The sequence below is a fragment of the uncultured Acinetobacter sp. genome (genome assembly GCF_947624825.1).
In the GTDB taxonomy this organism is placed as follows: domain Bacteria; phylum Pseudomonadota; class Gammaproteobacteria; order Pseudomonadales; family Moraxellaceae; genus Acinetobacter.
Window position 1 is genome coordinate 42,088 of sequence record NZ_CANQLZ010000003.1, and the last position, 12,900, is coordinate 54,987.

General features: G+C 43.6%; 12 protein-coding genes and 1 riboswitch. Of the genes, 9 read left to right on the forward strand and 3 right to left on the reverse strand.

The features are described from left to right. The first annotated feature begins 15 nt into the window (after positions 1-15). Complete coding sequence (locus tag Q0017_RS01605; RefSeq protein WP_298141968.1) at positions 16-1,275, forward strand: UDP binding domain-containing protein; 1,260 nt, start codon at positions 16-18, stop codon at positions 1,273-1,275. Continuing rightward, positions 1,272-2,894, forward strand: a complete 1,623-nt coding sequence (pgi, locus tag Q0017_RS01610) for a glucose-6-phosphate isomerase (RefSeq protein ID WP_298141971.1) — start codon at positions 1,272-1,274, stop codon at positions 2,892-2,894. Before Q0017_RS01605 ends, pgi begins: the two co-directional genes overlap by 4 nt. Positions 2,895-2,907: 13 nt before the next feature. Here pgi and Q0017_RS01615 read toward each other — a convergent pair whose 3' ends face one another. Beyond that, complete coding sequence (locus Q0017_RS01615; RefSeq protein WP_298141973.1) at positions 2,908-4,272, reverse strand: phosphomannomutase CpsG; 1,365 nt, start codon at positions 4,270-4,272, stop codon at positions 2,908-2,910. Positions 4,273-4,434: 162 nt separating this feature from the next. Further along, positions 4,435-4,553, forward strand: a riboswitch (TPP riboswitch). 88 nt (positions 4,554-4,641) lie between these two features. On the opposite strand from Q0017_RS01615, the gene Q0017_RS01620 reads away from it, so the two are divergent. From Q0017_RS01620 to cueR, 6 genes are all read left to right on the forward strand, one after another. Next, the gene (locus Q0017_RS01620) at positions 4,642-5,562 is read left to right on the forward strand and encodes an FAD-dependent oxidoreductase (RefSeq protein ID WP_298141975.1); all 921 of its coding nucleotides are present in this window, start codon (positions 4,642-4,644) and stop codon (positions 5,560-5,562) included. Next, a complete protein-coding gene (gene thiS / locus Q0017_RS01625; RefSeq protein ID WP_298141977.1) occupies positions 5,559-5,756 on the forward strand; it encodes a sulfur carrier protein ThiS in 198 nt (65 codons plus the stop codon). The genes Q0017_RS01620 and thiS overlap by 4 nt, the downstream gene beginning before the upstream one ends. Before the next feature lies 1 nt (position 5,757). Next, positions 5,758-6,516 (forward strand): thiazole synthase, encoded by a 759-nt coding sequence (locus tag Q0017_RS01630; protein WP_298141980.1) that lies wholly within the window; start codon positions 5,758-5,760, stop codon positions 6,514-6,516. 1 nt (position 6,517) lies between these two features. After that, the gene (locus tag Q0017_RS01635; RefSeq protein WP_298141982.1) at positions 6,518-7,474 is read left to right on the forward strand and encodes a HesA/MoeB/ThiF family protein; all 957 of its coding nucleotides are present in this window, start codon (positions 6,518-6,520) and stop codon (positions 7,472-7,474) included. A 70-nt stretch (positions 7,475-7,544) separates the two neighbouring features. After that, entirely contained in the window at positions 7,545-10,178 is a 2,634-nt protein-coding gene (locus Q0017_RS01640) for a heavy metal translocating P-type ATPase (RefSeq protein WP_298141984.1), read from the forward strand. Further along, positions 10,175-10,759, forward strand: a complete 585-nt coding sequence (cueR, locus tag Q0017_RS13730) for a Cu(I)-responsive transcriptional regulator (RefSeq protein ID WP_367277089.1) — start codon at positions 10,175-10,177, stop codon at positions 10,757-10,759. The genes Q0017_RS01640 and cueR overlap by 4 nt, the downstream gene beginning before the upstream one ends. 22 nt (positions 10,760-10,781) lie before the next feature. On the opposite strand, the gene Q0017_RS01655 is transcribed toward cueR, so the two are convergent. Continuing rightward, on the reverse strand, positions 10,782-11,336 hold the full coding sequence (locus tag Q0017_RS01655) for a TetR/AcrR family transcriptional regulator (protein ID WP_298141985.1): 555 nt from the start codon (positions 11,334-11,336) through the stop codon (positions 10,782-10,784). Positions 11,337-11,423: 87 nt separating this feature from the next. Between Q0017_RS01655 and Q0017_RS01660 the strand changes: the two genes are divergently transcribed. Beyond that, positions 11,424-11,912, forward strand: coding sequence for an HPP family protein (locus Q0017_RS01660; protein ID WP_298141986.1), 489 nt, complete (start codon positions 11,424-11,426; stop codon positions 11,910-11,912). Positions 11,913-11,914: 2 nt separating this feature from the next. Here the strand turns inward: Q0017_RS01660 and yddG are convergent, their stop codons facing one another. After that, positions 11,915-12,826: an aromatic amino acid DMT transporter YddG gene (yddG, locus tag Q0017_RS01665; protein ID WP_298141988.1), complete on the reverse strand. Its 912-nt coding sequence runs from the start codon at positions 12,824-12,826 to the stop codon at positions 11,915-11,917. Positions 12,827-12,900 lie beyond the last annotated feature (74 nt).

Consider the following 12,900-nt stretch of genomic DNA (forward strand, 5'->3'; position numbering starts at 1 on the left):
CGCTAGAGGAACCTTATGAAAATCGTGGTATTTGGAAAGACCTTGTATGCAGGTGTTATGAGCGCTTTATTGGCTGAATCAGGGCATCAAGTCTATTGGTGTGATCATTTGGCAGAATATCTAAATTTTGAGGATCATTTTGAAGATCACTTATTAAAAGTCATGCTGATTAAACAAAAACGAATTGGCTTTTTAAAGCAATGTGATTTTGATGCCTTAGACACCGACATTGATACATATTGGTTCTGTTTGAGCCCCTATGAAGAACAACAGGCTATTCGCCTTGCTCAACGTCTTCAACAGCGGCATATCATTCATCCTAAATTGATGATTAACACAGCGACCTTTGGTCTGTATGGCACAGCTCAGCTACAGGATATTTTAAACCAAGATGAATGGGTCTACTTACCAGATAATATCCGAGAAGGTAAGGCATTAAGCAGCTTCACTGACGCAGAACAATTGGTGGTCGGTTGTGATTGCAAACACACATTAAGCAAGGTGCAAGAGCTATTGCGAGCATTATTTCCACAGCCGCAACAATATATTTGTATGCCCATTTTGGATGCTGAATTTAGCAAATTGAGTGTTTCAGGCATGTTGGGGGCCAGAATCAGTTTTATTAATGACTTAGCCACTGTGGCTGAAAAAATTGGTGTTGATATTCAACATGTACGCGCCAGTATGGCAGCCGATCCTCGGATTGGGGGCAATTACTTATTTCCAGGCATTGGCTTTGGTGGTGAGAATTTTTCACATGACATTTTAACCCTAACGCGTGCTGTGGCAGATGCAGGGGGGAAAAGTCGTTTATTAGAACAGGTATGGCAAATTAATGAAGAACAAAAAGAGTTGTTGTTTCGCAAACTCTGGGCCTACTTTCACGGCGAATTAAACGGCAAAACCATTGCTATTTGGGGTGCTGCGTATAAAGAAAATACCGCAAGCATTCACCAATCTGCCATTCATCCCATGCTTGCAGCGTTGTGGGCACAAGGCGCGGTTATTCGCTTACACGATCCTGCAGCTTTACAAAGTATTGCCAGCATGTATGGCGAGCGCGAAGATTTGATTTTGTGTGAGCAGCAATATGACGCCATTAGCGATGCACATGCTTTGTGTGTGTTAACGCCATGGCGGCAATATTGGAGCTTAGATTATCGTCAACTGGTCAATCGTATGCAGCACCCTTTATTACTTGATGGGCGCAATATGTATCATCCTGAATATGTCAAAAATCAAGGTTTAGCTTATATTGGGGTCGGACGACAATGAGTCAAGAACAACGTTTACACGCGCTTGCCCAAGATATGCGTCAGCGCCATTTATATGATTTATTTTTACAAGAACAACAACGCTTTGAGCGTTTATCGGTACAACATGAGCAAATCATTTTTGATTTTAGTAAACAGCGTTTAAATGATGAGGTATTGGATGAATTAATTGGCTTTGCCAAAACCAAACAACTTGAGACTTGGATTGAACAACTTTTTTCACAACAAAAAATTAACTACACCGAACAACGTGCTGCCATGCATTGGGCTTTACGTTTACCTGAATATAGCGAGCGACATCAAGATTTAAGTACTGAGGTACACGCACAACTGCAACGTATGTTTGCTTTGGTTGAGCAGATTCATGCCGGTCAATATCGTGGTGTTACAGGACAAGTGATTCAAGATGTGGTCAATATTGGCGTAGGTGGCTCAGACCTTGGCCCAATGATGGTCAGTCATGCTTTAGCAGATTTTAAATGCCAAACAGCCAAAGGCCTAAATCTACACTTTGTTTCGACCATGGATGGCAGTCAGTTGTCTGATATTTTGCAACACCTACGACCTGAAACGACCTTATTTATTGTTTCCTCAAAATCATTTAGCACTATTGATACCTTATCTAATGCCCAAACCGCCCGACTATGGTTAAGTGCCAGTCTTGGGGAGCAAAGTTTGTTCTTAAAGCATCATTTTATTGGCATCTCAACCCGTGCCGACAAAATGACAGCATGGGGAATTACCCCAGACAAACAATTCTTGCTTTGGGATTGGGTCGGTGGGCGCTATTCGTTATGGTCATGTATTGGTCTTCCGATTGCCTTAAGTATTGGTGTGGCACAGTTTAAGCGGTTGTTGGCGGGTGCATATTCTGTCGATCAACATTTCCAATTGGCCGATTTTCGACAAAACATTCCAGTTTTAATGGCATTAATTGGCATGTGGAATATCAATTTTTTACAGATCAATACCCACGCTGTTTTGCCTTATGATGGACGCTTAAAATATTTCACCTCGTATTTACAGCAACTTGAAATGGAATCCAACGGTAAATCCATTCAGCGCAATCATCAGCCTGTTGAGATGAATACTTGTCCGATTATTTGGGGGGAAGTCGGACCCAATGCACAACACGCATTTTATCAATTGTTGCATCAAGGTACCAATCAAGTCAGTTGTGATTTTATTGCACCGATTCATCGTTATGATCAGCAACAGTTTCAGCTTGAAAATGCCAATTCCTTGATTGAACAACATTATTTGGCTTTATCCAATTGTCTAGCACAATCGCGTTTATTGGCTTTTGGCAATCATGCCTTAGAAAATGAAGACCTTGATCAACTGCCAGTGTATCAACACTATAGCGGTAATCAACCCAGTAGCACTGTACTAATGAAATCTTTAGAGCCTTATTCTTTAGGTATGCTGATTGCGCTGTATGAGCATAAAGTGTTTGTACAATCGGTACTTTGGAATATTAACCCCTTTGATCAATGGGGCGTTGAAAAAGGCAAACAAATTGCCAATAGCTTATTGCCCGTATTGACCCATGCGCATGCTGATTTATCACATTTAGATGCTTCTACCCGTGGATTAATTCAAAGCATCCAAATGTTTTAAGCCTAAACACACCTTAGCCATGTAAGTTAATTAAATCTGTAAGCATTTGAATATAATCTTCGATCGGCTGTGGTTGTTGCTCGGTTCGTGTTTCAATATTCAAACGCAACAGGGGTTCAGTGTTTGAGGCGCGAATATTAAAACGCCAAGCACCAAAATCAAAGCCTAAGCCGTCGGTGTCATCAAGCTTAAGTACTTGGTCTGCAAAGTGCTGCTTTAACGCCAAAATAGTACTTTGGCTATCTTTGACTGTAAAATTGATTTCGCCACTACATGGAAAACGCTGCTGCATAGTTTGGGTTAAGGCGGATAGCGGCAGCTGCTGCGTTGAGAGTAGATTCATCATCAATAGCCAAGGAATCATGCCACTGTCGCAGTAACCAAAATCACGAAAATAATGATGCGCACTCATCTCGCCGCCATAAATCGCATTTTCTTGTCGCATAACCTGCTTGATATAGGCATGCCCAGATTGGGAAGCTACAGCAATCCCTTGATGTTGCTCGATAATATCAATTGTGTTCCAAATTAAGCGTGAATCATGCACAATTTTTTGTTGAGGTGCTTGTTGTAAAAAAGCTTGTGCCAACAGACCCACCATGTAATAACCCTCGATGAATTGACCTTGCTCATCAAAGAAAAAACAGCGGTCAAAGTCACCGTCCCATGCCACACCAAAATCCGCATGGTGTTCAAGCACAGCTTCACGGGTAGCAATGCGATTTTCAACCAGCATAGGATTAGGAATACCCATTGGAAAATGACCATCAGGATGATGTTGAATTTTAATTAGTTCAATGGGCAAATTGTGTGCCATAAACGCAGCTTCTAAAGCATCAACAATGTGGCCGGCTGCACCATGACCGGGATTGGTGACAATTTTAAGCGGTTTAAGCTTTGGCTTTAGATAACCCATCAAGTGGGCAATATATTGCGGCACAATATCATACTTTTGACACTCACCTTGACGGCTAGGCAGGAGAAAGTCAGCGTTTTGCATGTACGCTTCTAGCTGGGTTAAACCGGTGTCTTTGCCAATGGGGCGGGCTTGTTTTCCCACCAATTTCATACCGTTATAGTCCAAGGGATTATGGCTTGCTGTAATTTCAATGCCACCCTCAACATCTAAGGCAAGTGCTGCAAAATAGACCTCTTCTGTGCCTGCTAAGCCTAAATCGAGGACATCAACACCGCCATCATTTAAACCATGAATGAGGGCTGTCTTAAGACTGTTGCTGCTTAAACGTACATCAGCGCCAACCGCAATGGTCTGAGGTTGAAACACATCAGCATAGGCACGCCCTAATGTATAGGCAAATTTCGGGGTAATTTGTGTATCGAGTTTGCCACGAATATCATAGGCCTTAAAAGCAGTCATTATTATCTATCTCATTATTTTATAATAAAAATTAAGCTAACAGCGTTTTTTGCTACTTTGGGTAACTAATCATTACTTTTTGTTAAGTTAAGCTTCGTTTCATCAGTGCTGATGTGCTGAAAGACTTGACATCCTGCTCAATTTCTCGGTAAATATCTGCACACCTTAAGGCAGGGGAGTCTCCAAAGAGACTGAGAGGCTAGATGAGTATCACTCGAGCTAGCGACCCTTTGAACCTGACCCAGTTAATGCTGGCGTAGGAAGACCATCTTGATTTTATCAGCGCATATCCATTGTGCTGACTTCATTATTCCTGTACGTCGCATGGGTCTCTTTTTTGGAGATCAACATGTTATTTGAGTTTAGTGTATGAGCCACTGGTCAATTTTGGGCAGTGGGGTCAGTGCGCTTTGTGTTGCCACCGCATTGCGCGCCCACGGCGAATCGATTGAAATCATTGTCAGTGAGCAGCCAAGTGCTTCACATTTTGCCGGCGGCATGCTCGCCCCTTTTTGTGAAGCAGAAGCCGCGCCTCATTTTAAAAGTTTATATGACTTTGATGCAATTAAATGGTGGAAGCGTTATACCCAGCAAGTCATTCAACGTGGCACGTTGGTACTTGCGCCACAACGCGATCATGCTGAACTTTCCCGTTTTGCAGCGCGTACCGTCCAGCATGAAAGGGTAGTACCTGCGCAACTTGAAGCAGATTTAGCACACTTTGCGCAGGGCTTGTTTTTTAAAAATGAAGCACATCTTGATCCACGCTTGGCTTTAGCTGAGTTAAAACATCATTTAATCCAACACGATGTACCCATCCATCAAGGGCAAGCGAGCGGTCGGATTATTGATTGCCGCGGGATCTATGCACAAGATCAGCTACCACTGCGTGCTGTACGTGGCGAGATGTTAATTTTAGAACAACCTGAATTACACCTCTCACGTCCAATCCGTTTCTTGCATCCACGTTTTGCCTGTTATTTGGTGCCACGCCAAAATGGCCAATTTATGTTGGGTGCCACCATGCTTGAAAGTGATTCACGCCAACCCATTAGTGTACGGAGCAGCATGGAATTGTTAAATGCAGCCTATGCCATTCATCCAGCTTTTGCTGAAGCGCATATTGTTGAAACAGGTATTGGCTTACGTCCTGCTTATCAAGACAATATTCCAAAAATTAACTATCACCATCAAATTTTTTATATCAATGGTATGCACCGTCATGGCTTTTTGTGTGCGCCATGGCTTGCTGAAAAACTCGTTCAACAACTTGCAGGGAGCGCAACATGAATATTTATTTAAATGGTCAAGCAATTGACACCCAAAGCTTAAATCTTGCTGATTTACTGCTTGAGCAGCATATAGATGCCAATGTGGTTGCCACAGCAATAGAGGGTGATTTTATCCCACGTAGCCAATATCACTGTACGCCTTTAATAGCAGGACAAAAAATTGAAGTCCTTGCACCAATGCAAGGGGGTTAAGATGCAAGTTTATGGAACTCAACTACAATCGCGCCTGTTTTTAGGTACAGCGGGTTATCCATCGCCTGAAACACTGCTACAGGCAATTCAAAGCGCTGATGTAGATGTAATTACGGTCAGTTTGCGCCGTGAAGGTTCCGGTGGACAAGGCTTTCGTGAATTATTAAAGCAGGTCAAATGCCGTTTTTTACCCAATACAGCAGGCTGCTATAGTGTTAAAGAGGCGGTCACCACAGCGCACATGGCACGTGAAGTGTTTAATACTCCATGGATTAAACTTGAAGTGATTGGGCATCCCGATACCTTACAACCCAATCCATTTGCCTTGGTTGAAGCAGCAAAAATTTTAAGCCAAGAGGGTTTTCAGGTGTTTCCTTATACCACTGATGATCTGATTGTGGCTGAAAAATTGCTTGAAGCCGGTTGTGAAGTACTGATGCCATGGGGTGCACCGATTGGTTCCGGTCAAGGCTTATGTCATATAGAAGCGCTACAACGTATGCGCCATTATTTTCCACAGACACCGCTGATTATTGATGCAGGCATTGGTGCACCTAGTCATGCAGCATTGGCGTTAGAAATGGGCTTTGATGCCGTATTGCTTAATACCGCAGTTGCACAAGCCCAAGACCCAGTAGCCATGGCACAAGCATTTGCGCTTGCAGTACAGGCAGGTCATGGGGCTTATCAGGCCGGCTTAATGCCAAAACGCGATTTAGCCCAAGCCTCAACGCCACTATTTGGCTTAGCGGAGTTTTAACATGCCAAATCAACGCTATATCCGCCAAATGCAAATGCCACAGGTGGGTGAGCTAGGACAACAACGCTTACAACAGGCAAAGGTTTTGGTGGTGGGTGCAGGTGGGCTAGCAGCGTCATTACTGCCCATTTTGGCAGCCAGTGGTGTCGGCTATTTAAGGCTATATGATGCAGATCGGGTGGAATTATCTAATTTACATCGGCAAATTTTGTTTCGCATGTCAGACATTGGCGAGTATAAAGTCCTTGCAGCGCAACAACACTTACAGCAACTCAACCCCGAAGTATATGTAGATGCTGTACCTCAGCACATCGACAGCACTACCTTACAAGCGGCCTTGGTGGATATTGATATCGTGGTGGATGCCGCAGATCGTTTTGCCACCACCTATTTATTGTCAGATGCCTGTCATGCAGGAAAAATTCCGTTAATTAGTGCTTCGGTATTAGCGGAACAAGGCTATGTGGGTGGCTTTTGTGGTACAACAGCACCGAGCTATCGTGCTTTGTTTCCTGAGTTACCGCATCAAGCTGCTTCTTGTCACAGCGCAGGTGTACTGGCTTCCAGTGTCGCCACTTTGGCCAGTTTGCAAGCACATATGGTGCTGAATGTCCTATTACAGGCCAAAAAATCGGCCTTGGGTCAGTTGTTAGGTTTAGATTTAGCCACGTGGCACATCAGCAGCATGCGCTTTGATCAACTGCCAGAACCTGAGGAAAGTCACATGTGGCTTGATCGTGCTCAACTTGGTGCAGATGACGTCATTTTAGAATTACGCGACCCCACCGAAATAGCATTTCCAATCACAGGGGCAATTTACGTTAAGCTCGATACTTTGCCCATACAGGTCACGTCTCAACGGGTGGTATGTGTATGTAAAAGCGGAATCCGTGCTGCAAAAGCCGCCAAAATCTTAAAACAGCGTGGTTTTGCAACGGTGTATATTTTAGCGGATTAAAATCTCTTGACCTTCCTATCATGGGAAGGTTTATTCTATGTGTAAGGCTTGGTAGGTAAAGGATAGAACAATGCAATCGGTTCAACTACAAATTTTAGGCATGACCTGTGCCTCTTGTGTAGCACGGGTTGAAAAAGCCTTAAATAAAGTTGAAGGCGTGACTGCGCATGTCAACCTTGCTACCGAACGCGCCGATGTGCAGGCTGAACAGCTTGATTATCTTGCCTTGCAAAAGGCGGTGCAAAGAGCAGGCTTTGATTTAGCAGTGCATTGTTATGAGTTAAATATTCAAGGCATGACTTGTGCCTCTTGCGTTGCACGCGTTGAAAAAGCCTTAAAAAAAGTTGCAGGGGTACTACAAGCTCATGTCAATTTAGCCACTGAACAGGCACAGGTCCATGCTTTAAGCAGCATTACGCAGCAGCAACTGATTCAAGCCGTACAAAAATCAGGATTTGATGTTCGTTTAGCGCAGATTCAATTACATATTGTGGGCATGAGCTGTGCCTCTTGTGTGGCGCGGGTTGAAAAAGCTTTAAAAAAAGTGGTGGGTGTGAGCAATGCGCAAGTTAATTTAAGCACTGAACAAGCCACGATTACTGTTGAGCATGTGGTGGACCCTGAACTTTTGATTCAACAGGTTAAAAAATCCGGTTTTGACGCCTATTTAACTCAAGATGCTCCACAGGATGGAAAACAACAGCAACAGCACCATTTAAAACGTGATTTAATCCTTGCAACGGTTTTAGCGTTGCCTGTCTTTATTTTGGAAATGGGTGGACATTTAATCCCTGCTTTTCATCATTGGATTTTATCAACACTCGGACAATACAACAGTTGGGTGCTGCAATGGCTACTCACTAGCATAATTTTAATTGTTCCGGGACGGCATTTTTATCAAAAAGGCTTCAGCGCACTTTGGCGCTTACATCCTGATATGAACTCTTTGGTTGCAATCGGCACACTTGCCGCCTATAGCTACTCGGTGGTCGCGACGTTTTTACCCCATCTCTTACCTGCTGCAAGCTTAAATGTATATTTTGAAGCTGCCGCCGTGATTGTAGCGCTGGTGTTACTTGGGCGTTATTTTGAAGCACGTGCCAAAGGTCGCACCTCGCTTGCGATTCAACATTTGCTTGGTTTACAGCCTAAGACTGCGCATATTGAACAAGATGGGCAAAGCGTTGAAATTGCCATTCAAAATGTCCAAGCCAAGATGATGCTTTTGGTACGTCCCGGAGAGCGAATTGCCACAGATGGACAGATTGTAGAAGGGCAAAGCTTTGTAGATGAATCCATGATCAGTGGCGAACCCATGGCAGTGACCAAACAGGTCGGTGACGCCGTGGTGGCCGGTACCATTAACCAAAATGGTTACTTGAAAGTGCGTGTAACCGCTGTGGGACAAGATACGCTTTTGGCACAGATTATTCGTATGGTAGAACAGGCACAAGGCGGGAAATTACCCATCCAAGCCTTGATTGATCAAGTGACTTCGTGGTTTGTGCCGGTGGTTATGCTCTTGTCTGTACTGACCTTTATCGTATGGTGGTTATTTGGTCCGCAACCGAGTCTGAGCTTTGCTTTGGTCAATGCTGTGGCGGTGTTAATTATTGCCTGTCCCTGTGCGATGGGATTGGCAACACCCACCTCCATTATGGTGGGTACAGGACGCGGCGCGGAATTAGGCATCTTATTTCGCCAAGGTCAAGCCCTGCAACTGTTACAACAAGCCAAAGTGGTGGCTTTTGATAAGACAGGCACATTAACTGAAGGCAAGCCTCAGCTCACCGATGTACATGTGCTTGAGCATTTTGACGAGCAACGCGTGTTAAGTTTGGTTGCGGCAGTAGAACGACAATCTGAACATCCCATTGCACATGCCATTGTCAAAGCTGCAGATGATTTAGCACTGCCGTATTATCATGCCACAGACTTTCAAGCCCACGTGGGCTATGGTATTCAAGCTTGTGTTGACGGACATACCTTGCATATTGGCGCTGAACGTCTGATGCAACAACTCAACATTGACACCCAACAGCTGCTCGCTTTAAGCCAAGAGTGGGGGCAAGCAGCCAAAACCCCGATTTTTATTGCCATTGATCAACAACTTGCGGGAATTTTAGCTGTTGCAGACCCGATTAAGCCAAGCAGTATCTCTGCCATTCAGGCATTGCATGAGCGAGGTATTCAGGTCGCTATGATTACAGGCGACCAACAGCACACAGCGCAAGCGATTGCCAAACAGTTAAAGATTGATCAGGTGATTGCCGAAGTTTTACCTGCAGGCAAAGTGACTGCCATTCAGGCATTACAACAATACGGACATGTGGCATTTGTGGGCGATGGGATTAACGATGCACCTGCCTTAGCACAAGCAGATATTGGAATTGCGGTGGGTACAGGTACTGATATTGCCATTGAAGCAGCAGAAGTGGTGCTGATGTCAGGTCATCTACACGGCGTCGCCAATGCCATTGCATTAAGTCATGCCACAATGAACAATATTCGCCAAAATTTATTTTGGGCGTTTATCTACAATGCTGCACTGATTCCAATTGCAGCAGGTTTACTCTATCCAATGTTTGGCATTTTATTGTCGCCAATGTTTGCTGCTGCTGCCATGGCCTTATCCTCTGTGTTTGTGCTGAGCAATGCGTTACGTTTACGCGGTTTTCAGGCCCAATATGAGATAAAAACATGAACATTGGTTTGGTGGCTGCGCAAAGCGGTATTTCAGCCAAAATGATTCGTTATTATGAACAGATCGGCTTAATTCAAGCCACACGGCGTGCCAATGGTTATCGAGAATATACCCCACAGCACGTAGAAACCTTAAAATTCATTAAAAATGCCCGTGAATTAGGTTTTGATTTGAACAAAATTCAAACCCTATTAGCACTATGGCACAATCCGGCGCGCACCAGCCGTGAGGTAAAGGCACTGACCTTATCACACATTATCGCGTTGGATGAAAAGATTCATAGCCTACAACAAATGCGTCAAAAATTAACTCAATCGCTGGTGCAGTGTCGTGGTGATGACACCCCTGAATGTAGTATTTTAACTCAAATCTTAGGAGAAACGAGCATGAAATTTCATATTGATAACATGACCTGTGGCGGTTGCGCACGCAGTGTCACAGCCACCATTCAAGATCTCGACCCAAACGCACAAGTGAATATTGATGTTGCCAGCAAATTGGTTGAAATTGAGAGCCAACTTGATGCAGCACAACTCATTGCCGCTTTAACAGAAGATGGTTTTCCGCCAGTTTCTGTTTAAATAACAGCAGGTATGCTTAAAATCATACCTGCGACTCTTTGCCCAACAAGAGCTGCTGAATTTGCATTTTAAGTTGCTCAATCCATATCGGCTTTACCCCTTCAATCAAACAACGACTGATTAAACCTTCAATCAGTGTATAAATCAGATCAGTCCATTGGCCTTGTTGTATGTGCTGACAACTTTTTTCAACCAATTGATAAACCATATATTTATGTTGTTGCGCAATTTGTAAGATTGCGTCATGACTATCATCGGTTTCAGCCACAGCCCGAACGAATAAACAGCCTTTAAAATCATCTTGTAAAAACCACGCCACATGCCAATCGAGCAGAGCCAAAATGGCGTCCATTCCAGACAAACCATCTAAGGCAGTTTGTAAATCACCTTGAAATTTTTCATCGCGCTTTTTAAGTACCGCAACAATCAGCTGCTGCTTATTTTTATAGTGGCTATATAGTGTGGTTTTAGAGCAACCTGACACATCCCGAATGAGATCTACCCCGACAGCAGTAAAACTGTGCTGATTAAACAGATGTTCTGCTGTGGTTAAAATTTTAAGCGCAGATTTAGACATAAAATTCCTTAAAATAAAACTGTACAGGTCTGTACTATTTTAATTCTATCGGTATGATGTTAAAAAGACAAGTTACGGATCTACATAATGAGATTACTTGAACAAACAGGGATAAATCGAGCGGTTGGTATAGACGCACTACGCGGTTGCTTAGGTGGAACATTGAGTATTTTTATACTGTTGCAATTAAGCCAAGTCAGTGATTATGTGTGGATTATGGCACCCTTTGGTGCAAGCTGTGTATTGTTGTACGCTGTACCACATTCTCCCTTAGCGCAAGCGAAAAATGTGATTTTGGGGCATGTGAGTAGTGCTTATGTGGGATTGCTGTTCTTAGAATTTTTTCCTATACACGCATTCACCATTGCTCTAGCAGTAGGCATTGCCATTGCTGTCATGCAATGTTTAAAGTGCATTCATCCCCCTGCAGGTGCCAATCCTTTGGTAATTTTGTTGACATACCAACAGGTGCACTATGGCTGGGATTTTTTGCTGTTTCCAGTCTTGACTGGGGCTGTGCTGTTGGTAATTATTGCAAAAATCTTGAATAGATTGATGCGAAGATCAGCCCTTTAATTTTAACTGGATTTTTGTCTGGTGGCGAGCCAACACAACACAGCCCCCAAAGTCACGCACAACACCCCTTGCCAAAAGATCCACGACAAACTGGTACTCAGAAAAAATGCGGCAAATACAGCAGACAATACCGGAGTAAAGTAAGATGCTCCTGCCAACAAGGTCATGTTGCCAGATAAAATCCCGATGTTCCATGTGCCATATCCTAAGCCAAGTCCTGCAGCAGCCAGCAGTAAAATCAAGCTATTGTCTACGGTAAAAATTAAACTTGGTGCCCCAATAAAAGCATATTTTATCCATAACACCACCGCCACTAAGGCAAAAAACAAAGTCACCACATTATGTCCTTGGGAAGTGCGTACCGTGACTGCACAATACAAGCCCCATAGAATGGCTGCTGCAAAAGCCAAGCTATAACTGAGTGGATTACTGAGTAAGTTGGCCCATACTTGCGCCATATTCAGCCCAGTTTCAGCGGACAATACCAAAAAAATCCCAATCATAGCAGCCGCACAACCCGGCACTATTAGGCCATTGGCTTTGACATTGTTCAATAAAATGGCAAATAACAAAGTAAAAGTCGGCCATAGATAATTGATCATGCCCACTTCAATCGCTTGGCGAGAATTTTGTGCATAGCCAATGGCAAGGGCAAAGCATAATTCATAGGCAATAAACAATAAACTGCCCCAAAATAAATAACGCTTAGGCACGTCTTTTAACTTAGGTAAGCCAATGGTAAAAAATAAAATGAGTGTGGCTAGGGTATAAATCAATGCCGCACCTGCCACAGCACCAAAACTTTGACTCACACTACGCATTAATCCCACGTTACTGCTCCACAAAAACACTGCGCTTAAGCCAATCAGCGTGGCAGTGTTTGGCGTTAATTGAGGCAAATATCTGAGCAGCATGGTGGATAATCCTAAGCACAAAAGAGGAAGTTTTATTCTAATTTTCAAGCATGATGAGCCAAATACCGATCATA

Excerpts from the sequence above, each read along its gene's own strand:
- Q0017_RS01630 (WP_298141980.1), top strand. The coding sequence starts at position 5,758 with ATGCAAGTTTATGGAACTCAACTACAATCGCGCCTGTTTTTAGGTACA.
- pgi (WP_298141971.1), top strand. The coding sequence starts at position 1,272 with ATGAGTCAAGAACAACGTTTACACGCGCTTGCCCAAGATATGCGTCAG.
- Q0017_RS01635 (WP_298141982.1), top strand. The coding sequence starts at position 6,518 with ATGCCAAATCAACGCTATATCCGCCAAATGCAAATGCCACAGGTGGGT.
- thiS (WP_298141977.1), top strand. The coding sequence starts at position 5,559 with ATGAATATTTATTTAAATGGTCAAGCAATTGACACCCAAAGCTTAAAT.
- Q0017_RS01660 (WP_298141986.1), top strand. The coding sequence starts at position 11,424 with ATGAGATTACTTGAACAAACAGGGATAAATCGAGCGGTTGGTATAGAC.
- Q0017_RS01615 (WP_298141973.1), bottom strand. The coding sequence starts at position 4,272 with ATGACTGCTTTTAAGGCCTATGATATTCGTGGCAAACTCGATACACAA.
- yddG (WP_298141988.1), bottom strand. The coding sequence starts at position 12,826 with ATGCTGCTCAGATATTTGCCTCAATTAACGCCAAACACTGCCACGCTG.
- Q0017_RS01640 (WP_298141984.1), top strand. The coding sequence starts at position 7,545 with ATGCAATCGGTTCAACTACAAATTTTAGGCATGACCTGTGCCTCTTGT.
- Q0017_RS01605 (WP_298141968.1), top strand. The coding sequence starts at position 16 with ATGAAAATCGTGGTATTTGGAAAGACCTTGTATGCAGGTGTTATGAGC.
- Q0017_RS01620 (WP_298141975.1), top strand. The coding sequence starts at position 4,642 with ATGAGCCACTGGTCAATTTTGGGCAGTGGGGTCAGTGCGCTTTGTGTT.
- cueR (WP_367277089.1), top strand. The coding sequence starts at position 10,175 with ATGAACATTGGTTTGGTGGCTGCGCAAAGCGGTATTTCAGCCAAAATG.
- Q0017_RS01655 (WP_298141985.1), bottom strand. The coding sequence starts at position 11,336 with ATGTCTAAATCTGCGCTTAAAATTTTAACCACAGCAGAACATCTGTTT.